This is a genomic window from Gardnerella greenwoodii 00703Dmash (genome assembly GCF_000263635.1).
Classification (GTDB): Bacteria; Actinomycetota; Actinomycetes; order Actinomycetales; family Bifidobacteriaceae; genus Bifidobacterium; species Bifidobacterium greenwoodii.
On sequence record NZ_ADEV01000009.1, the window covers coordinates 197,581 to 222,108 of the forward strand.

A 24,528-nucleotide genomic window follows, 5' to 3' on the forward strand; every position below is an offset into this window, starting at 1 on the left:
ACCGCAAAACACCATTAAAATAGAAAAGGTTGTGTAATAATGCAACGCAAATAAAACTGCATTTTGCAAGTTTTGCATGCACTTACACATAAGTAAACAGATTTCAAACATGATACGTGAGGACCAATGGTAGAAGGAAGCAACGGAAGGCGACGTTTTTCCGACAAATGGGGCAAACACGAGCTCGATGTGCTCGCTGTATTGTCTTCCGCATTCCCGCAATGGCTGACTTCGCGGCAAATTGCACAACGCGTTAAAGCATACGCAGATTCTTATGGCGAGCTTGCTGATCAAGCAGCAAAAGCAGCATTCGCAAAACAATTCCAGCGAGATCGCGCAAAACTAGCAGCCATGGGAATTGCAATCGAGTCTAGGCAGCCTGAATACTCATCGAAGTCCGAAGGCCAAGACTTTGCTTCGTATCGCTTACAATTAGGCGATGAGCCTCGCGTACGTTTACGTTTTGACCAATCTGAATTGCCAGTGTTAGCAGCGGCAAATTATCTTGCTCGCTCAATGTCTATTTCTTCTCTCGAATCAGATCAGCATGAGCAACAGCGTGCTTCTCGCACAGCTCCACGAGTTCCTCAAACTCCTATTCCAGGATTAGGTTTGGATTCTATTGCGCCTGGTTTAGGCACTCAAATGCTTCCTGATTCTTTGGTGAAAGTTATTGATTCTCGTCGTTTTGCAGCAACAGTTGACGTTGACGGAGAACACTTAAACGTTGCTTATACGGATGCAGACGATTTAGCAATGTTTGTGCTCGAGCATCCAGGCTCAAGCGTTGTAAGCCCTCAAGAGGCAGTTGACGCTTTCCACCGTCGCTTGCACGCAGCAGTAAATTTTGCAGCATGCAACGAAAATAACAAACTTGATAGCGAAGAAAACAACGAAGCACCTTTGCAAAATTCTGAAGCGCAAGATGCTGAAGCAGATAAATCTCACACAAAGAAAGGCTCATCCTTCCAAACGGGCAGCGAAGTTGATCGTCGTTTGCGTTTGATGCTTTTCTTATCTGCTCACCTTGGCGAAGAATTCCCATTAAACGAACTAGCTGAGCGTTTTATTGGAAAGCCGAAGAATGAGGATGAGCTTCGTCGTTTCGTTACCATTCTTCACAAAGATATTAATACGCTTACTACTGTTTCCGACGATGGTGAAATGGCAGGCAGCCAATTCTTTGACATTGATTGGACTCTTCTTGAAAACGAGGGCATTGTTTCTGCAACAAACTCTTTGGGTTTGGAGCGTCTTGCCGGCATTTCTCAACAGTATTTGAGTATGCTAACTGCGTCTGCTAACTATTTGGCGCACTCTCTACTGTTACCAGTTGAGCAGCGAACGCAAGCTGAATCGTTGTATAAGCGTCTTCGTCGCCACGTGCTTCCAGGCCAAACTCCTTGGCTAAGCTTAACAGGCTACGAAATCGAGCCTCGCAATTGCTCGATTGTTCGTAGTGCTATCAATGCCTCCGCCTTGTTGGATATGGAGTACACCGATGGAGCTGGCTGTATTCGACGCAAAGTTGTGGCTCCTTCAAAAATTTATGTTGATGAAGGCGTTTACTACGTTGCTGTTTGGACTGATGTTGAGAATCAAACACCTGAAGATAAGCGCGAGTTTGTTTCTAAAGATACGACTATTAATAAAGCAAATGGCTTGCCTCGAATTTGGCAGGTACTTCGCGTAGCTAGAATCGAGCGTGCGGAAGTTGTTGAGCCTGTATCTAAGTTAGAAATTCCAGACGTTCCAGTTAGCGAACTTCGTAAGTGGAGTTTTGACAATGGTACTGAAACCTGCTTCACTACTGACGAAACAGAGCTTAATTTCTTAAAGAATTTATCTGGAGCTACTATTAAACCTTGCGGAAACGGAGTTGAGGTTCATCTTACGGTTTCTTCAGATTCTTGGTTCGTAGCATTCTGTATTGCTCACGCTCGCCACATTACTGCTGTTGCTCCAGAAACATTGCGCAGTATGATTATTGCCCGCGCACAGCGTGAATTAAGCGTTAATCACGCTGATAGCACGAACTCGGAGGAGTAATATGCCATGGTGGATTTGGCTAGTCATCACAGTGTTTATGCTGTGCATGATTGCCGCCGGAGTAGTGGTAGTTGTTTTAAGCGCAATAAAACTAGCCAAGGCTTTCTTTAACTTTACAGATAGTGCAGCCTCTAAGTTTGAAGCCTTGAACGAGTCCAATGAAAACGACGACGAGCCTAAAGATCCTCTTTTTACTCTGCCTATTCAAAAAGCTGCAGAGCGCTATGAGAAAACAAGAGAAAAAGTGCTTGAACGCCATCAAAAAATTCGCGAAAATCATCGTAAAATATGGCAGCACTGGGATGAAAAATCTCTTCGAGAAGAAGATATTAAACTATAAAGCTCATAAAACAATTTGAACAATAAAGATAGCGCGGGGCATATTTTGCATAATTCACAAACAGATAACTGCAAAGACGGTGACGTTTTATTGTCTCCTGCTCAACGTTTTGCTGCTTTTCGTGAAGTTATGAAGCATGAGCGTTCAATGGCCGCAGATTTTGAACGTTCTTTGCCTTTTGATTTAGACGATTTTCAGCGTGAAGCAATTGATGCGCTGGAAGCTGAAAACAATGTTCTAGTTGCTGCTCCTACAGGTGCTGGAAAAACTGTTGTTGCAGATTTTGCAGTATTTTTAGCTCAACAGCGTAACGTAAAAGCTTTTTACACTACGCCAATAAAAGCTTTAAGCAATCAAAAATATCATGATTTTTGCGAACAATACGGTTCTAAAAATGTTGGTTTACTAACAGGAGACACATCTGTAAATCCTGAAGCAGATATTGTTGTTATGACCACTGAAGTTTTGCGCAATATGCTGTATGAAAACTCTATTACGCTTAATTCTCTTGGCTTTGTAATTCTTGACGAAATTCATTATCTTGCAGACAAATTCCGCGGAGCAGTTTGGGAAGAAGTTATTATTCACCTTCCTAAAACAGTGAAAATCATCGGTTTATCTGCAACTGTTTCTAATGTAGAAGATTTTTCCGCATGGCTTGAATCTGTGCGCGGAACAACACATTTGGTTGTAGATGAGCACAGGCCTGTACCTCTTGAAAGGCATGTTGTTATTCAAGAAGATGGCAGAACTGAGCCTGAATTATTAGATTTGTATGACCGCGATAATAACGGAAAAGAAACTAAACGCGTAAATCCTGCATTAACTAGGAAACTTAACGAATGGGAGCATCGTGCTCGTAGACGTCAGGATTCATACAGTGACAGCAAATACCGTTATAGAAAAGGCAAAAAGCGTATTGTTAGAAGGGGAGTAGCCGAGTCAGATAAATCTACTCGCCGACATACTCCTAAACGTTGGGCTGTTATTGACGAATTAGATTACTTAGGGATGCTTCCTGGAATTTACTTTATTTTTTCTCGCTCAGGTTGCGACCAGGCTGTTCAGCAATGCTTGAATGCTGGATTAATTCTTACTTCCGATGATGAAATGTATGAAATTCGCAAAATCGTTGACAACATGGTTGCAAATCAACTTTCAAAAGAAGACTTGCATGCGCTTTCTTTTGAAAGATTCAGATTTTCGCTTGAACAAGGTTTTGCAGCTCATCACGCTGGAATGATCGCATTATTTAGACATATTGTTGAAACACTATTTGAACGCGGACTTATTAAAGTTGTTTTTGCAACAGAAACACTAGCTTTGGGCTTAAATATGCCTGCAAGAAGCGTTGTAGTAGAAAAGCTAGTAAAGTTTGATGGCACAGGTCATGTTCCTCTTACTCCAGGCGAATTTACACAGCTTACAGGCCGTGCTGGAAGGCGAGGAATTGACGATATTGGTCATGCCGTATTAGTCGATCATGCTGATTTTGTGCCAGCTCAAGCTGCAGCACTTTCTAGTAAGCGCGTGTATCCTTTACATTCAAGCTTCGTGCCAACGTTTAATATGGCTGTTAATTTGCTGCATTCAAGCGATGCGGATACTGCTCGCACAACTTTAGATTGCTCATTTGCACAGTGGGAAGCTAATGCTTCAGCCCAACGCTTACATAGTCGCATGAACGAGCTTGAAACAGCTCTTAGGGGATATGAGGAAGCTTTTCACTGTGAACAAGGGGATTTTGCTGAGTTTCTTCAGCTGCGCATGAAACTTAAAGAAGCTCAGCATGATCAGCGTCGTAAGCTTAAGCACACTTTATTTAAGACGGATGCTGAACGAAGTGCAGCTTTTAAGAAGCTAGATGACACTATTTCTTTGCTTCGCGAAGAAGAAAGAAAGCATCCTTGCGCTGCATGCCCAGATATTCAACAACATTTACGTTGGGGATACCATTGGATGCGCGAACATAAGGAGCTTGAGCAAGTGCGTGAACGTTATGAATCTCGTACTGGTTCTGTTGCGCGCACTTTTGACCATATTTGCGATGTTCTTTACAGTTTAGATTATTTACAATCTTCTAAAGATAATAACAAGCAAAATATTTTATGCCTTACTAATCGCGGGCAATTGTTGCGAAGACTATATAACGAACTAGATATTGTTTTTGCTGAAGCAATTTGCGAAGGAATTTTTAATAATCTTACGCCTATTGAATTATTATCATGCTTATCTGCTTTAGTGTACGAATCTAGGGGAGCTTCAGGCGGAGAGCCTAAAAGATACCCTGGTGGTCAAAATGGAGCGGTATTTACAACTGTTTCGCGCATGAAGGAACTATTTATTAGAACCAGCGCATTGTGCGCAAACGCCCATCTTCCAGCTTTAAGACCGCTTGAATTTGGTGCGGTTGATATTATGTACGATTGGGCTCAGGGAGCAGATTTAGCAGACATTTTGCAAAATACTGACAATACTGGCGGAGATTTTGTTCGTCAAGCAAAACGTCTTATTGATTTGCTTACTCAACTTTACGCAGCGGGAGAGTATTTACAAGCTATAAGCGGTGTAGATAAAAATCTTGCCTCTAACGCTCACGAGGCTGCATTACTTATGAACCGTGGCGTTGTAGCATATTCGGATGTTTAACATTTTTAACAGCTAGTCCGTGCAATTAGGTAGTTTTATAAAGTACTACATAAGGAGATACTATGGCAGAACGCAGTTTACGCGGTATGAGCATTGGTGCAAAATCTTTGGAATCTGACGATAATGTGGATTTTGCTGCACGCGAGGATGTGGCATATGTGTGCCCAAAGGGTCACCGCACAATACTTCCTTTTGCTCAAGGTGCTGATGTTCCTGAAGAATGGGAGTGCCGCTGCGGTTCGATTGCTCATCGCGAAGGCGAAGACGACCGTCCTGACGACGATTTTAACAAGCCGTCTCGCACACACTGGGATATGTTGCTTGAGCGCCGTAGTGAAGACGAATTAAAGACTTTACTAGATAAGCGTTTGAAAATGCATCACGAAGGCTGGATTCCTGACTATGAGTGATTGCTCGATGAACTCGAGAAAAATCTCACGAAATGTTGTGCTGTTAGATCTTGACGGCACTTTAACAAAGTCTGACGTAGGTATTATTACCTGCGCTAAGCTTGCTTTGAAAGAATTAGGTCAGCCTATTCCTGACGATGCTGAAATGCAACGTTTTATAGGACCGTCTATTTTAGAATCCTTCCAAAGAATTAAAGTTCCTGAAAATCTTCAGATGCAGGGTCTTGCTATTTATCGCAAATATTATTCTGAGATTGCCACATTTGACGATCCGAATGTTCCTGGAAGCAAAATTCCAGGCTGCTTGCTCAATAAAGTATACGATGGTATTCCTGAGCAGCTTATTAAATTGCGCGAAGCAGGTTTTTATTTAGCAACCGCATCTTGCAAGCCTGAATATCAGATGAAACCTATTTGTGATTATTTTGGATTTAACAATCTTATTGACGGAATTTATGGCGCAAGTAGAGATATGTCGCGTACTACTAAAGCGCAAGTTATTCGCTACGTATTCGATCAAATAGGCTATGATGCGTCTCAAGGAGACAGAGCACTTATGGTTGGCGACCGTTGGACTGATGCTGACGGCGCAAAAGAATGCGGATTAGATTGCTTGGGATGCGCTTGGGGTTACGCTGAACCTGGTGAGCTTAAAGCACACGGATCTTACAGGATTATTGACAACGTAAGCGAATTAAGCACAGCAGTTTTAGAATATTTCGCTTAACTTATTATTTAATAATACTTTTTAGTATATTATTACCTGATATTTATCCGATAATGTACGTTATGTCAAATTACTATAGTAAGCAGTAAAATCTCACCTAATTTACATCCCTAACCCTATTTAAAAATAATCTATGCTTTTAAGTTTCTGTATGAACAGAATATCATTGTAGAAACGTTTGCAAGAATAAGCACGATAATAATTACGTATGAAGGAATCAAAGTTGAGTCCATTAATAAGAAATAATTATTGTAAACAAATCCAAAATCGCAAACAAAATGCAAAAGCATGTATGCAATCATCGCACACGGCAACCCACAACAATGCGTAATAACAATGTTCCAAGGTATTAAGCGAACCGAATTTTGCTTATTTATATTTGATTTAGAATAAGCATTTTTTTGAAATCTTACTAAAAAACGTAAGCAAGCAAATAGACTATATGAGAACAACGCTACTGATGCAAACCAGAACATAATAATAGCGATACTAACAGCTACAAGCATGCTATCCCCACGTTTCTTGAACGAGATTCCAAGAACTATGCTTATTCAACGAAGTTTTTGTAAGGGACGATTTTAAATTAGATTTAGATGCAGATTTGCCAGAAATTTTCTTGTTGTCTTCTGTTTTAGTATTTTCAGAAGATGCTTCTAAAGCTAAATCATCTTCTACACGCGCCACAATACGCCCAACAGCAATAGCAAATACAGCGAAACCAGAGGCAAGCATACGACGCATATTTTCTTGATTATCATCACATTCTTGAACAGACTGTCCGTCGCAAATAATCGTCATATTGCGCAAACGATCCTCAGAATAACGATTGAGAAAAATAATAGCAGTCGTAACATTTACTAAATTTACGCCAGCATCAAGCAGCCTTTTAGCAACTGCCATAATCGCAATATCCTTAAAAGAATACAAACGACGAGAACCAGATCCATTAGATGCGTGAATCGAAGGCTCTATAATGCTTTTACGCGCCCAATAATCTAACTGCCGGTAAGTAATACCAGCAACCTTCATAGCAACGCTACCACGATATCCTAGCTGATCAGATGATAGCGAAAAACCAAAAAGCTCCCCCTGAACAGCATAAGAAGAATTATCGGAAGAATTATCGGACTGTAACTGCGTCATGAGCGAAAAATACCAGTCGGAATTTACCAATCATGATTTCATCACCATTATGAAGCACAGCTTCATCCACTCTTTCACGATTTACGTAAGTTCCGTTCAAGCTTCCAGCATCAATAATGCTAAAGACGCCGTTAACGCGCTTAAACACTGCGTGAGAGCGAGAAACAGTTGAATCATCGAGCAAAATATCAGCATGCGAATCGCGACCAACTGACACCAAATCCTCGTCAAGAAGATAACGAGAACCGGACACCGCTCCCCTAGTTGAAATCAACAATGCGGTTCCAGGCAGCAATTTTGCTATTGTGTCAAAATCATCCTGCTGCAAAGGACGATCAGAAGTAGTATTCATTGGAATATGAATAGCTGGCATACCAATAATAGTTGTTTCGCCAGCGGTAGGAATTGGTTCAGTCATACTTGCTATTCTACCTTGTTACTCGACGGGTTTTGCATATTCGTACTGTTTTGGCTCGCGTGTCGCAGTAATTTCTACCTCATCTGGCACAGAAACCGAAACGGAAGAGCCGAATTTAACCTTCAAACGCGACCCAACACCACCAGCAATATTAACAGCATTTTGAAGATTCTGCGGATCTCCAATTGCTTTAACAATATATGGCGGATCAATCATAACGCCGTCACATAAAAGACCATGCTTTGTTTGCGAAATATAGCTTGAAGTCACAATGCGAACATCATTAATAGACATAACTTCTACACCAGAATTTCGCAATTCTTCCACAAGCTGAAACATTGTTGCGGCGTCAATATTTTCCTTCTCTCCCGCTGTAATGTGTATAATAATACCCCTTCCAACAGCTGGAAGACGACCAGAAATAAGACCATTGGCTTGTGCGTTTTGTTGCGCAATTCTTCGCGCTTCATCCTGCTTATTAACTGCCTGCTTTAAAGAATCAAGCTGACCAGTCAATTCACTTTTTCTCATTTCAAGACTCTGAATTTGAGAGTGCGTTTCGGTTATAAGTCGAGTTAGTTCTTCCTCGCTCATTGTTTCATACAGTAAAGAGTTGCTTCTATTAACTTGAATCATATAAGCAAATCCTAAAAGAGCACAAAGAAGCATCATTAAAAGTCCGGTAAATATTCGCGTGTAAGTAATATGACCGCTTAAAGACGGCTTTACCCTACGGCGAACAGCAGGAAACGAACCCGTTTGAATTGCATCGCTTTCAGAATCGTGAACATTCTGTCTGCGCATCTTATGAATAATGTCATCTCCTCGAGAAGCATTAGAAAACAGTGGTCGCATATTAACTCCTGAAAATAAAGCGACGAATTGCAGAAACGTTCGAGAATATTCGAATACCAAGCACAACAATAACTGCAGTCTGCAATTGAGCGCCTACACCAAGCTGGTTTCCAAGCAAAACGAGTAAAGTTGCTGCAATAACGTTTGAGAAGAACGAAATAACGAAAACTTTATCCGAAAAGTTTCGCTCAAAATACGCACGAGCCGCACCAAGCAATGCATCCAATGCCGCAACCACCATAATTGGCAAATATGGCTGAATAACAATAGGAATATCTGGATGCACCACAATGCCAATTAGCACGCCTAAAATCAAGCCTAGAATTGCTGCCATGCTTATCTCCTATTTCTTTCGCTAGCAAAATTAATATCACCTGTACTAGCTGCGTTTAGTTTTATAACCCTGGAAGGTGAAATTTGTGGATTAATACCTGCGTTAAGTAAAGAAGTATACCAACGTACACGTTTTGCTGCATTAAATGCTCGCATTAATTCATTCGTGTCGCCAATTGCTTCAATAACATAAGGGCTTTGTGTTTGATTAACACCAACAAGAATTGTTTGACCAGCAATACGAATAGATGTTTGAGCGCCAATTCTATGTCCGTTAACAGATATAGCCTCAGCTCCAGCTTCCCACAAGGTTGAAACCAGCTTTTGAATATCTCTATCTGTAACAAGGCGCATACGAGCACCGTTATTTTCCCTAGGCAATGAGCCATTATTTGTGTCAGACCTGGCAGAAAGAGGATTTGCAATAGTTAAAGTAACTCCGCTTCCTTCAACAGCATGCGTACCGTTAACCATATCGTCGGATTTACTAACTTCGTCTTCTTCGGCAGTTGTAATACGCTGAGATTCATGATCAACACTATTTCTAAGCTGAGTTACTTCTTTAACAAGCTTGTCAAAACGATTCGTATAACCAACTAACTCGTTTGCTAACGAAGAACGTATTGCTTTTCTTGGGTCCGTGTGCAATCTGCGAACAAACTGGCTACCAACAGTACCAATAGCAATACAAATAAGAAAAACAATAATACGTGTAAACCACTTGTGCCATGGTTTAACAGGCTGTTTTCCCAAGCGAGCATCCATAAATAGTGGGTCAACAGGCCTATTTGTTAAGTCGTCAATTAAACGAAGAGCATAATCATCGATATATCGACGTCGATCGTGACTGTGAGCAAAACGATCTGCAGTTAGAACAACATGGTGAGATTCAAGTCCTGTAAAGGATTTGGAAAATAGTGCGCGACGACGAGATAACGCAATACCGTCCAACGCTACAAAAGACTCAGGCATATCTACACTAGAAACGCGAGAAAAGCTAGAAACACTAGAAGAGCTAGAAGTCTTAGTAGACTTCTCTTCTTCAAAATCTTTCTGAGCGTTATCTAATGCACTATTTTGAGCCATATTAACCTACATAGTTTACTTAGATTTTGCACCAGAAAGTAGCACATAGGCTTGTCTGTAATAAAGCAAACCGGCATACCAGTAAAGTACAACACCCCACACTCCGCAAGCTATAGCGGCAGCATACAGCACAAACATGGCCTCAGTATTAACAGCATATACAATCATAAGAGACACAATAGCTAACATAATAAGAGCAGTCCCAGCTTTACCAACAAAATTAACCGGTAACGGTCCGTAATCATGTTGCGCCAAAAGAACTACCAAAGCTGCCATAATAACATCTCTTAGAACCACTAATACAAGCGCCCACCACGGTATTATTTTTGCAATTGCCAACGCTATAGTACTGAAAATAATCAGAAGGCGATCAGCTATAGGGTCGAGAATTTGACCTAATTTACTAACTTGATTCCAGCGCCTAGCAATATAACCATCAATACAATCAGAAAAAGCAGAAATAGCTAAAACAATCAGCGCAAGAATCATATGATTCTTAGTAATAAGCCAAGCTAAGTATGGAATTGAGCATATGCGAAGAAAACTAATAAGATTAGGAACAGTTAGAACGCGATTCATCGCCTTAGGACTGTATTCCTGATTCATCACGAACTTAACCATAAATCTTCCTTAATCACATATTTGCGTGTACTGAAACAAATATTTATATGCTCAGTTGTTACAAATGATTTAAAATATTGGGGCACTTTTGATGCCCCAATACAAACAACTATGCACGCCAAGCGGCTTGAGCAGTATTTCTAATAGCTTCAATAGCTTTTGCAGGACTTTCAGCTCCGTAAACTGCAGATCCAGCCACAAGCACATCAGCTCCAGCTTCAGCAACTGTAGCAGCTGTAGAAGGGCTAACTCCACCATCTACCTGAATATGAGTTTGAAGTCCTCGGCGAGTAATTTCATCGCGCAAACGACGAACTTTATTCATTTGATTGCTCAAGAACTTTTGTCCACCAAAACCTGGTTCGACTGTCATAATAAGAACCATATCGAATTCGTCAAGAATATCGAAAATAGGTTCAACCGGTTCAGCAGGGCGAACAGCAAAGCATGCTTTGCAACCCATATCCCTAAGCTGGCGAGCTAAACGCACAGGAGCATGAGTAGCACCCATGTGGAAGCTTACAGAAGCAGCCCCGAGCTTAGCATATTCTGGAGCCCAACGATCAGGATCTTCAATCATAAGATGAACATCTACTGGAAGCTTGGTAACTTCGCAAATACGCTTAACAATTGGCTCTCCCAAAGTTAAGTTCGGTACAAAGTGATGATCCATCACATCTACGTGAACAAGATCCGCATTCGATATTGCGTCAAGATCGCGCTCAAGATTGCAAAAATCTGCGGAAAGAATACTAGGTGCTATTTGTATATTCATGTGTTCCATTCTAGGAAATGCAAGAGACTAGAATGCCAATAAACGGTACCTAATACTACTTTTTTAAAGTAGATTTTATTTTCTTTGACGAAATGTTTTGCTCTTCGCGCTCACGCTCATCCGAAGTAATGTCAATAAGACGCTCAATTAACATTTCGCGAGTAGTATTACTTTTTTGAAGTAAAGCGAATCCTACTGCAGCAAAAATAAAAACAATAATAGAAACCCATACGTTAATTCTGACGCCTAAGAAAACATGCGAGAAATCAATACGCAAAGCTTCAATCCAAACACGGCCCAGAGTGTACCACATAACGTACAACATGAATAATGAGCCTGCTTTTAATTTGGCCATAAGCATTTTACCAAAACAAATAAGCAGTGCTGCACCAATGAAATTCCAAATCATTTCATACAAAAAAGTTGGATGGAATAATGTTCCAGCTGGGCAGGTTAAACCATCGTAACAGCGCTCAGCATGGCCAATAGCTTGAGTGGCATTATAGTTTAATTTCAAGCCCCAAGGCAATGTTGTTGGAGCGCCATAAAGTTCCTGATTAAACCAATTTCCAAGTCTACCTATGCCTTGTGCAATAAGTATTGCAGGAGCGGCAGCATCCGCAAGCAACCCGGCAGGATATTTGCGATGTTTGCAAAAAACGCATGCAGCAATCGCTCCTAAAAATATTCCTCCCCAAATACCAAGTCCACCGTTCCAAATTCTAAAAATTTCTAAGAAATCACCATGAGATCCAAAGAATCTTTCTGGAGTTGTAATTACGTGGTACAAGCGCGCACCAACGATGCCTATAGGAAGACTCAGAAGAATAATATCGAGAATCTGATTAAAATCACCGCCTACGCGCTTCCAACGACGATTTGTAATAAACATTGCAATCAATATGCCTGCAAGAATAGAAAGCGCGTAAAACTTTATATTGATAGGTCCAAGTGAAAATTGCGAAATACTTGGCGATGGAATAAAACAGACTGTCATGGCGTCGATATTAGTCTAAACCCAAGATTGAGAGTCTAAAGATTGACAATATTCAAGATTATATGCTTAAAAATGAGCAAGATGCACAAGAACAAGCAGAACAGGACCACAAAGCAGAATAGAATCTACACGATCTAGCACTCCACCATGCCCTTTAAGCAGATGACCCATGTCTTTAATGCCAATATCGCGCTTAAGCATAGATGCGCATAAATCGCCAAAAGTACCAACGATACCTGAAGAAATGCCCATAACTAACGGCATCCACCAGAAATTAAACCAAGAAGAACCGTAAAAACCTGCAATAATTGCGTACGCTCCAACAACAGCAAAAAGCATAGAGCCAATCAAGCCTTCAACGGACTTCTTTGGGGAAATACGCGGAGAAAGCTTATGCTTACCAAGCCAAGCACCAGCAAACAGTCCACCAGTATCGCTTAATGCTGGCAAAAACACTAGAAGCATAGCATGAGCAATAGCATAACGAGTATTAGTTAAAGCTAGAACAATGCAGGATGCTAAAAGCGGAATGTACAAAACTACAAATAGAGAAACAGACATATTTGTAAATAGCGTATGCTCATAGGATGAGCAATTAGAACCATTAAGCTTTTTTTCTACAGCATGCATTGTTCGAGTAGAAATAGTGCTACTAAGAGTTGCGCAAACTATAGTAAGAAGTAACGATGCTGTAATTCCGCTAGCCATCGCAACAGCGTGCCATTTTGCGTAATAGGTTGAAAAAATAGTAACAAGAGAGCAAAGCGACAAAGTTACAAATGGTATACGCAATCCGAGAGTTGCAAAATCAACGTGTAACTCCCACAACGCAAGAACCATAAAAACAGCCATTAATACGACGAAAACATCAATGCTAATAAGTAAGCATGCAATAATCGCCACAACCAAAACTGCTGCTGTTGCAATCGCTTGAGGCATATTGCGTCCAGTTCGGCGATTTATGTCTGTTAAAGTTTCATGGGTGCCGCGTTCTTCCTGATTAGTAGAAGTAGCATCTGCTTTTTTTGCAGCGCAGTCAGCTCGCTTTTGATTTACTTCGTTTACAAAATCATGCTGCTTTTGTTGACTCATACGACACCCATTCAGATTGATTACAAAAATCTAAGAAAAACTTTTAAAACTCAGACTTCCATAATTTCTTTTTGCTTACCATCAAGCAAAACATCCAAAGAATCAGTAATCTGCTTAGTTAGTTTATCAAGTTCCTTAAGCAAACGATCGCCTTCATCTTCACCAAGTTCTCCATCCTTAACAGACTTATCAATAGATTCCTTGGCTTTGCGACGAATATTACGTACAGCTACTTTGCCTTCTTCTGCCTTGTTTTTAGCAAGTTTAACGTATTCCTTGCGACGTTCCTCAGTAAGCTCCGGCATAGTTACGCGAATAACATTGCCGTCGCGGTTAGGGCTAACTCCCAAATCGGAATCACGAATGGCTTTTTCAACAGCATTCGCTTGAGAAGCATCAAAAGGAGTAACAGAAAGAGTTCGTGGCTCTGGAACGCCAATAGAAGCTACGGCTTTAATCGGAGTTGGAGCACCATAATAGTCAACCATAATTCCATTTAATAAAGCAGGATTAGCACGACCAGTACGAATGCCCATGAAATTTTCCTTAGTAGCTTCCACGGACTTATTCATCTGCTCTTTTGCTTGATCAATAATTGCTGACATGTGTTCTCCTTTGTAATATTTAAGCAAATGTTGGTTCTGCGTCAGACACTAATGTACCAATAGGTTCGCCAACAAGAGCACGAGTTACGTTACCTTCACCCTCTAAGCCAAACACTCGAATTTTTTGATTGTTATCTCTAGCCATAGAAAGTGCGGACGCATCCATTACAGCTAAACCATCAACAAGAGCACGCTGATAGTTCAATGTTACGAATTTTCGAGCAGACGGATCTTTACGAGGATCCGCACTGTAAACTCCATCAACGCCATTTTTACCCATCAAAACTTCATCGCAATGGATTTCCAAAGAACGCTGAATAGAAACAGTATCTGTTGAGAAGTATGGCATACCGGCGCCAGCACCAAAAATAACTACGCGACCCTTCTCAAGATGACGTATTGCTTTCAATGGAATATAAGGTTCTGCAACCTGTCCCATTGTAATAGCAGTTTGTACACGAGTTGCCTGCCCTGCCTGCTCAAGAAAATCTTGAAGAGCAAGACAATTCATAACCGTACCCAACATACCCATGTAATCACCACGGCTACGATCGATACCAGCCTGCTGCAACTCTGCTCCCCTAAAGAAATTACCTCCACCAACAACGATAGCCACTTGAACACCTTCAAGCACTGCAGTCATGATTTCCCCAGCAATTCTTCGAATAACATGAGTATCAATTCCAACAGCGCCGCCGCCAAATGCTTCGCCTGAAAGTTTCAATAAAACCCTACGGGACTTGCTTTCCTCCGCTTGTGCAATTGCCATACAGATTCCTCCAGTCATCACGGCGAATGCAAGTATATCTTTGCTATTTTATCTATAAAACGCGACACTTAACACACATTAAACTGTCAAATAAATAAAAAGGGCTGAGCACAAAACGTACACAGCCCAATAGTTTAAGAATCAGAATAGATTCTTAGCATAAGCAATGCTTATTCAGCAGCGCCCTTGCCAACCTCAAGACGAGCGAATGCCAAAGCGGTACCGCCGACTTCCTTGAACAAGTCTCCAACGCTCTTGGATGGATCCTTAACGTATGTCTGCTCAAGAAGAACGGTTTCCTTGAAGAAGGCGTTCATACGACCTTCAACAATCTTTGGAACAATCTTCTCTGGCTTGCCTTCAGCCAAGGACTTCTCGGTTGCAACGCGACGCTCAGATTCCAAAACTTCTTCTGGAACATCTTCGCGGCGAAGCCACTGAGCACCCATAGCGGAAATCTGCAAAGCTGCTTCGTGAGCAACCTTTGCACCAGCTTCGTCAGTAGCAATCATGGAAACGATGCTTGGAGGCAATTCCACAGACTTCTTGTGAGCATAAATCTCAACGTGTGGACCGCTTACCTTAGCAACCTGACCAACCTTGACGTGCTCACCAAACAAAGCTGCTGCTTCTTCAACAGATTCCTTAACAGTTGCGCCATCAGCTGGTGCTGCAAGTACTTCTTCAGTAGTGGAAGCATTAGCTTCAACAGCATGGTCAAGAACAGTGTTAGAGAATTCCACAAACTTAGGGGTCTTTGCCACGAAGTCAGTTTCGGAATTCAACTCAACTGCATAACCAGTTTCGCCTTCAGCAGACTTAACAACCTTAGAAGCGATGGTGCCTTCCTGAGCCTTACGGCCCTCGCGCTTACCAGCGGCCTGAATACCCTTTGCGCGGATGATTTCCTTAGCGCGGGCAACGTCGCCTTCAGCTTCAGTAAGAGCTTTTTTAACGTCCATCATGCCGGCGCCGGTTTCTTCACGCACCTGCTTAATCAACGCTGCAGTAATTGCTGCCATTTTGTTCTCCTCGTATCAATATGATTCTTAAAAGCTGCAAAAAGCAAATAATTAATTGGATTTTGCAGCTTTAATTTAAGAATCTGGTTGCAAATTAGCTTACTAGGCTTTTGCCTCAGTATTTTCTTCCTTAGCAGGCTTAGCTTCAGCTTCGCCTTCCTTGGTGAGCAATTCCTTTTCCCAAGCTGCCATTGGCTGAGCATCATTACCTTCGGACTTAGCGCCCTTACCAGCATGCTCAAGCAAACCTTCAGCTACAGCGTCAGCCATCAAGCTAGTCAACAACTCAACGCCGCGAATAGCATCATCGTTAGCTGGGATTGGGTACTCAACAGCTTCAGGATCAGTGTTGGTATCAACGATTGCCACGACTGGAATACCAAGCTTATGAGCTTCTTCAACAGCCAAAGCTTCCTTGTTAATATCAACAACGAACATGGCAGATGGAGTGCGGTTCATGTTGCGAATACCACCGAGCTGCTTGGAAAGCTTGTCCTTCTCACGCTCGAGAAGCAAAAGTTCCTTCTTGGTCAAGCCGGATCCACGAACATCGCTGAAGTCCATTTCCTCAAGTTCCTTCAAGCGCTTTACGCGAGTAGAAACGGTCTGGAAATTGGTCAACATACCGCCAAGCCAACGCTCGCAAACATATGGCATGTTTACGCGAGTTGCCTGATTCTGTACAGCTTCCTGAGCCTGCTTCTTAGTGCCCACGAAGAGAACAGTGCCATTGTGAGCAACAGTCTGCTTGATGAAGTCATAAGCCTTGTCGATCATGTCGAGAGACTTGAACAAATTGATGATATGAATACCATTGCGCTGGGTAAGAATGAACTGCTTCATCTTTGGGTTCCAGCGACGAGTCTGATGACCGAAGTGCAAACCAGCCTTCAGCATTTCGCTCATGGTAATCTGTGCCATATCTATATACCTTTCTTGTCGGTTCTTGCCTGGCCATGTCTGTTCGCATGCAACTTGGCTTAAACATACGTCTAAGCGCAAGCCGACCGACACGAACGGACGCGTACATGGCGCGTATTTGCGAGTCCTTGTAGACAATAAAAAGCGAGCATTTATATAACGCGACAATACTCATGCTCAAAATGGACGCGCAAAGCGAAATTATATCAGATACTAGATACGATATTTAATCAGCCAAAGTTAGGAACGCATATTGTTACGAAGCTCACGCATAGCTTGCTTGCGAACGTCCTTTTCTAGCCTATCTAAATAAATATGACCGTCCAAATGATCGCATTCATGCTGCAACATTCTGGCCATAAGACCATCGCCTTCAAGAACAACGGTTTTACCGTCTAAATCAATACCGCGAGCGCGAGCATGATTATATCGGCGAGTTTTGTACCACAATCCTGGCACAGATAAGCAGCCTTCATCGTCGTATTGTTCTCCGCTTAAATCTTCAAGAACAGGATTTAGAATATAGCCAATACGTCCGTCAATGTTATAAGAGAACGCTCGTAAACTTACGCCAATTTGATTAGCTGACAATCCTGCACGACCTGGATCGTTCACGGTTTCCAACAAATCTTCAACCAAATGCTTAACAGCTGGCGTAATCTCACGAATCTCGTCGCACGGTGTTCTAAGAACAGGATCTGGAACAACACGAATTTTTCTAATTGCCACGCAAAAACTCCTTAATCACAATGTAACTAATTACACATTATCTTCTATTGCAGATTAGTAATTAATTTCACTCGTTGTTGCGTACGCTATTATCGAGATTGTCTTGATCACCGCGAGACGAGACAGAAGATTCCGAGGAAGCTTCTTCACCAAAATGCTTAAGATGAGTTGCAGCCTGATCAATTGCTTGACGGACTCGAGGAGTTACAGCCTCTTGAGCTTGCTTAACTGTTTCTTGAGCCTGCTTAACAGTTTCGGTAGTTTTGTCGAGAATCTTAACAGTTGCAGGCAAAGGACGCGTGTTTGGCTTTGGAGCATACAATTGTGTTTCAATAATATCTGCGTAACGTGCAAGTATTTTTGGACGAACAATCTTCATACTTGGAGTCAAAGTTCCAGCATCCTGAGTGAATTCATCTTGCAAAATAACAAATTTGCGAACAGATTCAGCCCTAGAAACAGTGCTATTTGCTTGATCAATAAACTGCTGAACAACAGAGCGGACAGCGTCGTTGTTAGCGATTTCTTTCATAGATAAGTCAACATCCATGCTCTTATTCTTAAGCCATGAACGAACCATGTCTGGATCAAGCTCAATTAAGGCAGAAACGAATGGCTTTCCATCTCCAACCACTACTGCGTGAGAAACCAGTGGGCATTGCGCAATAATGCTTTCCATAGGAGCAGGACTTATATTCTTGCCTCCGGCAGTAATAATAATATCTTTCTTGCGTCCGGTAATAGAAAGGAAGCCTTCGTCATCAATTTCACCAAGATCGCCAGAATGAAGCCAGCCATCTTCGTCAATAACTTCTGCAGTAAGCTCAGGCTTATTGTAGTAACCCATAAAAACGTTAGGGCCTTTGATAAGAACTTCATCATCATCTGCAAGACGAATAGTAATTCCAGGGCCCGGACGTCCTACTGAACCAACTTGATTTGCGTGCTCAAAATTAACTACGCAAGGAGCTGCAGTTTCAGTCATACCGTAACCTTGAATGAAGGTAATGCCGTCAAGACCGTTGAAGAAATGCGCTAAATCAGCATTAATTGGAGCGCCACCGCAAGCAAGCCATGAAAGGTTAGGGCCTAAAGCAGAGCGTATGGAAGAACCAACTGTGCGCATGTACATAGCGTGATTCATGCGCGAAGCCAAAGAGTGAGCTTTGCCATCAACGTTGTCACGAGACCACTGAATAAAATGCTTAACAGCTTTAGCAAAAATGCGGCCACGAATACCTGCTCCAGCTTTTTGAGAAGCAGCATTGTAAACTTTCTCAAAGACTCGAGGAACGCCTAATAAGTAGGTTGGTTTAAAACTACGCAAGTCTGCGAGCAAATGCTTTGCGTTAGGAACATAACCAATTACACCATGAGCGCCAATAGCAACATACTGAATGTATCTAGCAAAGCAGTGAGCAAGAGGAAGGAACAAAAGTAAACGATTAGGCTTGCAAAGCATGTCGCTAAGAACATCGTATCCTGCAAAAACAATATGCGTAAAGTTACGGTGAGAAAGCATAGCTCCCTTTGGCTTTCCAGTAGAGCCAGAAGTGTAAACAATAGTAGACAAATCGTCTGCTTTAACAGCGCTAACACGCTGATTTAGCTCATCTTCACTAATTGATTTACCAAAGTCAATAACTGCTTCCAAACCGCCTGCTTTGAAATTGAATACGGTTTTAAGAGTAATACGCTTATAATCTTGGCGAACTCGCTCTAAGCATTGTGCGTGAGAATCATCACCAGCAAAAGCAATAACCGGCTTAACTTCGTTGATAATGTCGGCAGCTTGTAAAGCAGAATCCGTTTCGTAAATAGGAATGCTGACTGCACCAATGCAAGCGCACGCAAAGTCAACAACACCCCACTCGTAGCATGTAGCAGAATAAATAACAACTTTTGACCCATGCTGCACGCCAAGAGCAATCAAACCTTTTGCTGCAGCCCTTACTTTGGAGAGCATTTCAGTAGCAGTAACATCATGCCACTGGCGAGTGTCGTCATCTTGCCACTGCGCAACAATACCTTGCGGATCGCGCATAGCACGGTTAGAAAGAAGCGAGTAAATGGTGTCACCGTCTTGAGTTGGGTGAATTACTTCTACAGAAAATTCTCGGAGCATATTATTAATTGTACTTGATTACGATGCCGACACGACTGTGAGCCGTACAAAAAATAGCGATTAATATTGTTATTAGCGAACAAAAGATTTAAATAAACGGATTTTTACAAGCGATTATATTAAAAAGTTACGCAATAATGCTAAAAAATATAGCGGTTTAGCACACAATTCATGCACTAAACCGCATATTTTATATACAAAGTTATGCTGAAATAAACTTAACGAACATCCTGATGGAATGGGTTAAACACAACATTGCAACGCTGGAAGCTCTTTACATCCACGTATCCGGTAGAAGACATTGTTCGACGCAAAGCACCAACAAAATTCGTTGTGCCATCAGCTTCGTGGCTTGGACCAAATAGAATGTTTTCCAATGGTGCAACAGTTCCAACATTAGTGCGCATGCCGCGTGGAAGTGTTAAATGACGAGCTTCAGCACCCCAGTGAGTGCCGTGGCCTGGAGCTTCCGTTGCACGAGCTAATGGAGTTCCAAGCATAACGGCATCCGCGCCCATTGCAAGAGCTTTAATAAAGTTGCCAGAATTACCCATTCCGCCATCTGCAATAATTTGCACGTATCGACCACCGGACTCATCCATATAATCCCTACGAGCTTCAGCAACATCAGCAATAGCAGTAGCCATAGGTGCTTGTACGCCCAAAGTGTTCATAGTTGCAGACACAGCACCGCCGCCGAATCCAACTAAAATACCTGCAGCACCAGTGCGCATCAAATGCAAAGCAGAAGTGTAATCAGCGCAACCGCCAACAATAACAGGCACATCAAGATCGTAAATAAACTTCTTTAAATCAAGAGGCTCGTGATCTGTGGAAACATGCTCAGCAGACACAGCAGTTCCGCGAATAACGAACAAGTCAACACCGGCTTCAAGAACAGTATTGTAAAGTTCCTGAGTTCGCTGAGGAGAAAGAGCGCCAGCAACAGTAACACCAGCGTCTCGAATAGTATGCAAGCGCTTAGCAATTAATTCCGGCTTGATTGGTTCAGTGTAAATTTCCTGAATACGACGCGTTGCAACCTCGCTAGGCAACTCGGATATTTCTTTTAATAAAGGCTCTGGATTCTCATAACGAGTCCATAATCCTTCCAAATCGAGAACTCCAAGACCGCCCATTTGACCAATAGCAATTGCAGTATCTGGACTTGTAACTGAATCCATTGGAGCAGCAATAATTGGAATATCAAAGGTATAAGCATCTACCTGCCATGAAGTAGATACAGCCTTTGGGTCACGCGAACGGCGTGAAGGAACAATAGCAATATCGTCAAGCGAATATGCAACTCGGGCTTTTTTGCCCAAACCAATTTCAATTTCCTGAGACATACTTATTAGGCTAGTGCCCTATGCTGACGAAGTTTTATCTGCAATGTTTTACAACTATTATCAGTAGCTTTTTGCTATTGCAAAATCCAACTTTTAATGGTTTTTATAAGCGAATTTGCATAACAATGCATACAAAATATTCATACAAATCTTACGACACACCGATAAAACCGTAATGTGTATAACTCAACACGCTTAAAATCGTTTATTTTCAACGTAAATGACGAATATTTTGTAATTTATCCACATTTTTGCATTTTAAACAGATAGACGAAAATTCGCGTTGTAAGCTTTTATCTAACTTGCTGATTTTGTAGGGATATGAGCTTAGCAAGTACTGAAATTTAAGGGCTCATAGAGCAGATGAGACACAGGAGAGAAAATGAAAATTAATTTAGTTGATACATATGAAATGGATAACGATGACGAAAATGATGACGTGCTTAACAACAAGTCATCAAATAATAACAACGATAACAATGAGCATCCGCCACACGTTGTTTTTAACGCTCGCACATCGTTACCAGTGTACGAAGGTGAACTGTCTATTGCTTTATCGCGCAAAAAACTGGAGTACCATATTGGCACATGCTATTTTGACAATCAAAGTGAAAAAGATCTTGTTAAGATCGCATTAAAAACTTGCCAAATAGCTTGCATTGCTTCTGATATTTCCAGAGGAAGACCTACTTCTACAGCTATGAAGCAATTGCTAACACCAAAGTGTGTTACAAAATTAGATAACATGTGGAAACTAATGGATGATTACTTCCAGTATAAGAATGATATGAAAACACGTTCAGCATTGTGCGCAATGCCGGCAGTGCCGAGTTTTGTTAATGGAATGCTAACGAATCCTCATCATTTTGAAGGCGTTGTTCATATTTCTGCAGGACCTGTAGAATACTGGGCTTCAATTGTTTTAGAGCACAAATACAGCAAATGGATTTGTACATATGCAGATTTGGGCTAACGAATGGTAATGAAGTTCACAAATGTTTCATAAGTATTTAATAAAAATTACAGAAAACTCCCCCTTGTAGATTAATATTTTGCGAATCAAGCGAGAATCTTCTACAAGGTGGAGTTTTTTGTTGAAGCAACTTATACTATTTCCAACTATCACTATTTAGCAAAGCGAAATTTTTACGACAATTAGCTTCCAGCCGTTGCAGAATGTAAAGCGTCAAATATTGTTTTTGCTTTACTTTCACCAATACCATTAACCTTTTGTAAATCTTCTAACGAAGCTTTCTTTAACTCTTTTAAAGAGCCAAAGGAAGAAAGCAAACGTTTACGATACACTTCGCCAATTCCAGGAATAGTGTCAAAAGCTGAATGCAAAGCACCTTTTCTTCTACGCTTACGATGGTAAGTAATAGCAAAACGATGAGATTCATCCCTTGCACGCTGCAACAAATACAATCCTTCTGAACTACGTTTCAAAATAATCGGATAGTCTTCATCCGGAAGCCATACTTCTTCAAGCTTTTTAGCTAAACCACAAACAGTAATACCGCTAATACCAGCGTCCAGCATTGCGCGCTTAGCAGATTTAGCTTGCTCTTTTGCGCCATCAATAATAATAAGTTGAGGCTTGTAGGCAAAACGACGATTCTGGTTAGAATCTGCAGCAAAAGTAGAATTATTCGAATTTTCAGATTCCACATTCGAATCAGAATGCTTAAATCTTCTAAAAATTGTTTCATAAACTGCGCTTAAATCATCAAGTTTTCCAACACCATTTTCTCCACGAATAACAAAATGACGATACTCGCTAGGACGCGCAATTCCATCTTCAAACACAACCATAGAAGCAACCTGATAACTACCATCTACAGTATTTGAAATATCGTAGCATTCAATGCGCAAAGGAGATTCCTTCATGCCAAGAGCCTTAGAAATTTCGTTCATAGCTTCAGTTCTAATATCTATGCTGTTAATACGACTCGATTTTATGCGAGTTAGCGCTTGAGAAGCGTTTTCGTTAGCACGCTCCATAAGAGCTCGCTTTTCTCCACGCTCCGCAACTCTAATACTTACTTTAGAGCCGCGCATATTACTAAGCCATGATTCAAGTTCTTCTTGACGATCTTCAGGAATTGAAATTGGAACTATTATTTCGCGAGGAACTGGAGAGATAGGGGCAAGCAAATCTTCACGCCCCGTAGTTTCTTGGCGCTCTCTACGCTCTCTAGTTGCTTGAGCTCGCAATATTACATCAGTTGCAGTAGCTTTTTGCGTATCGCTAACAGCATCTCGAATCTTCCTAATACTAATAGAAGTATTCTGACCTTTAAAAACATTATGTTCATATTCTGCATAAACATGCGTAATTAAATCAGCTAAAAGCTCACCGTCAGCTATTTGCTCATTTCGCTCAACCGACCAATTGCGCTCGCCGCGAATCATTCCCGAACGAACAAAGAATGCGTGAATTGAAGCCTCAAGCTCATCGGTACAAAAACCAAATACGTCAGCTTCCACATCGTCGTCAAAAACAGCTGAATTTTGTTGTAAAACAGTGCTTAATACTGAAATTTCGTCACGCAATTTAGCAGCACGCTCAAATTCTAGATCTTCGCTAGCTTGCTTCATTTCACGAGTGATTTGAGAAATATATGATGAGCCTACGCTTCCAGTAAGAATCCCAACTAGGCGCTCAACTAAATAACGATGCTCATCCGGTTTAATATTTCCAACGCATGGGGCTGAACATTTACCAATAGAGGCGAGCAAACATGGTCGCCCTGTTCTATGAGCCTTATTAAAAACCGCAGTTGAGCATGTTCTAACAGGAAAAGTTTTAATAAGCAAATCTAAGCTGTGACGCAATGGCCAAACTTTTGCATATGGTCCAAAATATCTAGCGTTTCTTGCGGAACGATTTCGAGTAATCCACACTCTAGGAAATGTTTCTCCTACAGATACCGCAACATAAGGGTAAGTTTTATCATCTCGAAAAACAACATTAAAACGCGGGTCAAAAGCTTTAATCCAAGTGTATTCAAGAGTAAGAGCCTCAAATTCTGTAGCAACAACAGTCCACTCTAAGCTTCTAGCTGCAAGTACCATTGATTGCGTACGAGGATGCAATTGGTAAAGTGGCTGAAAATAATTTGCTAAACGATTACGCAAATTTTTTGCTTTCCCAACATAAATTACTCGACCATCTGCATCACGCCACTTGTATACTCCAGGTTGCGCTGGAATATCTTTAGCCGCTGGACGGAATAAGTCACGGCTATCCCCCAATAATGGAGCTCCAAAAGCATTTAGTTTTTCGATAGCATTTTCTGAATCTTCTGAATATTCTGAATCTTCTGAATCTTCGAAATACTGTTCATCTTCAAACGATTGCGTTTTTCGCCATTTTTTGTTCGCTTTCATTTGATCTAATTCTTGCAAATTGTCTTGCTTATGCGAATTTTTATTAAGATTATTATTCTGCATTTTCACCTCCTTTCAAGCACAAAATATGAACAATAATTTTAAGCTTTACACAATATGCGA

The 24,528-nt window shown here is 41.4% G+C and carries 23 protein-coding genes; 6 read left to right on the top strand and 17 right to left on the bottom strand.

What is annotated here, in order from left to right; translation table 11 throughout:
• Positions 1-126 precede the first annotated feature (126 nt).
• The 5 genes from NG78_RS01495 (at position 127) to NG78_RS01475 (ending at position 6,175) form a co-directional block, all read left to right on the top strand.
• Positions 127-2,049, top strand: a complete 1,923-nt coding sequence (locus tag NG78_RS01495; RefSeq protein ID WP_004135023.1) for a helix-turn-helix transcriptional regulator — start codon at positions 127-129, stop codon at positions 2,047-2,049.
• Position 2,050: 1 nt separating this feature from the next.
• A complete protein-coding gene (locus NG78_RS01490; RefSeq protein ID WP_004135025.1) occupies positions 2,051-2,389 on the top strand; it encodes a hypothetical protein in 339 nt (112 codons plus the stop codon).
• 15 nt (positions 2,390-2,404) lie between these two features.
• Positions 2,405-5,038: a DEAD/DEAH box helicase gene (locus tag NG78_RS01485; RefSeq protein WP_004135027.1), complete on the top strand. Its 2,634-nt coding sequence runs from the start codon at positions 2,405-2,407 to the stop codon at positions 5,036-5,038.
• Positions 5,039-5,100: 62 nt separating this feature from the next.
• Positions 5,101-5,448: an RNA polymerase-binding protein RbpA gene (locus NG78_RS01480; protein ID WP_004126876.1), complete on the top strand. Its 348-nt coding sequence runs from the start codon at positions 5,101-5,103 to the stop codon at positions 5,446-5,448.
• A 7-nt stretch (positions 5,449-5,455) separates the two neighbouring features.
• Positions 5,456-6,175: an HAD hydrolase-like protein gene (locus tag NG78_RS01475; protein WP_004135029.1), complete on the top strand. Its 720-nt coding sequence runs from the start codon at positions 5,456-5,458 to the stop codon at positions 6,173-6,175.
• 507 nt (positions 6,176-6,682) lie between these two features.
• Here the strand turns inward: NG78_RS01475 and NG78_RS01465 are convergent.
• The 16 genes from NG78_RS01465 to NG78_RS01390 form a co-directional block, all read right to left on the bottom strand.
• Positions 6,683-7,318: a MerR family transcriptional regulator gene (locus tag NG78_RS01465; protein ID WP_004135033.1), complete on the bottom strand. Its 636-nt coding sequence runs from the start codon at positions 7,316-7,318 to the stop codon at positions 6,683-6,685.
• Positions 7,296-7,736: an FHA domain-containing protein gene (locus tag NG78_RS01460; protein WP_004135035.1), complete on the bottom strand. Its 441-nt coding sequence runs from the start codon at positions 7,734-7,736 to the stop codon at positions 7,296-7,298. The genes NG78_RS01465 and NG78_RS01460 overlap by 23 nt, the downstream gene beginning before the upstream one ends.
• Positions 7,737-7,754: 18 nt before the next feature.
• Positions 7,755-8,591, bottom strand: coding sequence for a DUF881 domain-containing protein (locus tag NG78_RS01455; RefSeq protein WP_004135036.1), 837 nt, complete (start codon positions 8,589-8,591; stop codon positions 7,755-7,757).
• Position 8,592: 1 nt separating this feature from the next.
• Positions 8,593-8,925, bottom strand: coding sequence for a small basic family protein (locus NG78_RS01450; RefSeq protein ID WP_004135038.1), 333 nt, complete (start codon positions 8,923-8,925; stop codon positions 8,593-8,595).
• Between the two features lie 2 nt (positions 8,926-8,927).
• Entirely contained in the window at positions 8,928-10,010 is a 1,083-nt protein-coding gene (locus tag NG78_RS01445) for a DUF881 domain-containing protein (RefSeq protein WP_004135040.1), read from the bottom strand.
• 15 nt (positions 10,011-10,025) lie between these two features.
• A complete protein-coding gene (locus tag NG78_RS01440) occupies positions 10,026-10,631 on the bottom strand; it encodes a CDP-alcohol phosphatidyltransferase family protein (protein WP_004135041.1) in 606 nt (201 codons plus the stop codon).
• A 109-nt stretch (positions 10,632-10,740) separates the two neighbouring features.
• Positions 10,741-11,406 carry a ribulose-phosphate 3-epimerase gene (gene rpe, locus NG78_RS01435; protein WP_004126825.1) on the bottom strand — a complete coding sequence of 222 codons (666 nt, stop codon included), beginning with the start codon at positions 11,404-11,406 and terminating at the stop codon, positions 10,741-10,743.
• Positions 11,407-11,461: 55 nt separating this feature from the next.
• Positions 11,462-12,403: a prolipoprotein diacylglyceryl transferase gene (gene lgt / locus NG78_RS01430; protein WP_004135042.1), complete on the bottom strand. Its 942-nt coding sequence runs from the start codon at positions 12,401-12,403 to the stop codon at positions 11,462-11,464.
• Between the two features lie 66 nt (positions 12,404-12,469).
• Positions 12,470-13,495 (bottom strand): phosphatidate cytidylyltransferase, encoded by a 1,026-nt coding sequence (locus tag NG78_RS01425; protein ID WP_004135044.1) that lies wholly within the window; start codon positions 13,493-13,495, stop codon positions 12,470-12,472.
• A gap of 50 nt (positions 13,496-13,545) precedes the next feature.
• Positions 13,546-14,100, bottom strand: a complete 555-nt coding sequence (gene frr, locus NG78_RS01420; RefSeq protein WP_004135046.1) for a ribosome recycling factor — start codon at positions 14,098-14,100, stop codon at positions 13,546-13,548.
• Positions 14,101-14,119: 19 nt separating this feature from the next.
• Positions 14,120-14,869, bottom strand: a complete 750-nt coding sequence (pyrH, locus tag NG78_RS01415) for a UMP kinase (RefSeq protein WP_004126813.1) — start codon at positions 14,867-14,869, stop codon at positions 14,120-14,122.
• Between the two features lie 170 nt (positions 14,870-15,039).
• A complete protein-coding gene (tsf, locus tag NG78_RS01410; RefSeq protein WP_004135048.1) occupies positions 15,040-15,891 on the bottom strand; it encodes a translation elongation factor Ts in 852 nt (283 codons plus the stop codon).
• Positions 15,892-15,993: 102 nt separating this feature from the next.
• Positions 15,994-16,812 (bottom strand): 30S ribosomal protein S2, encoded by an 819-nt coding sequence (gene rpsB / locus NG78_RS01405; RefSeq protein ID WP_004126798.1) that lies wholly within the window; start codon positions 16,810-16,812, stop codon positions 15,994-15,996.
• 240 nt (positions 16,813-17,052) lie between these two features.
• Positions 17,053-17,541, bottom strand: a complete 489-nt coding sequence (locus NG78_RS01400) for a peptide deformylase (protein ID WP_004135050.1) — start codon at positions 17,539-17,541, stop codon at positions 17,053-17,055.
• Positions 17,542-17,608: 67 nt separating this feature from the next.
• A complete protein-coding gene (locus NG78_RS01395) occupies positions 17,609-19,666 on the bottom strand; it encodes an AMP-dependent synthetase/ligase (protein WP_004135051.1) in 2,058 nt (685 codons plus the stop codon).
• 218 nt (positions 19,667-19,884) lie between these two features.
• Positions 19,885-21,015, bottom strand: coding sequence for a GuaB3 family IMP dehydrogenase-related protein (locus NG78_RS01390; protein WP_004135052.1), 1,131 nt, complete (start codon positions 21,013-21,015; stop codon positions 19,885-19,887).
• Positions 21,016-21,397: 382 nt separating this feature from the next.
• Here NG78_RS01390 and NG78_RS01385 point away from each other — a divergent pair, with 382 nt between their 5' ends.
• Positions 21,398-21,988 (top strand): hypothetical protein, encoded by a 591-nt coding sequence (locus NG78_RS01385; RefSeq protein WP_004135054.1) that lies wholly within the window; start codon positions 21,398-21,400, stop codon positions 21,986-21,988.
• Positions 21,989-22,170: 182 nt separating this feature from the next.
• On the opposite strand, the gene uvrC is transcribed toward NG78_RS01385, so the two are convergent.
• The gene (gene uvrC, locus NG78_RS01380; protein ID WP_004135056.1) at positions 22,171-24,468 is read right to left on the bottom strand and encodes an excinuclease ABC subunit UvrC; all 2,298 of its coding nucleotides are present in this window, start codon (positions 24,466-24,468) and stop codon (positions 22,171-22,173) included.
• Positions 24,469-24,528 lie beyond the last annotated feature (60 nt).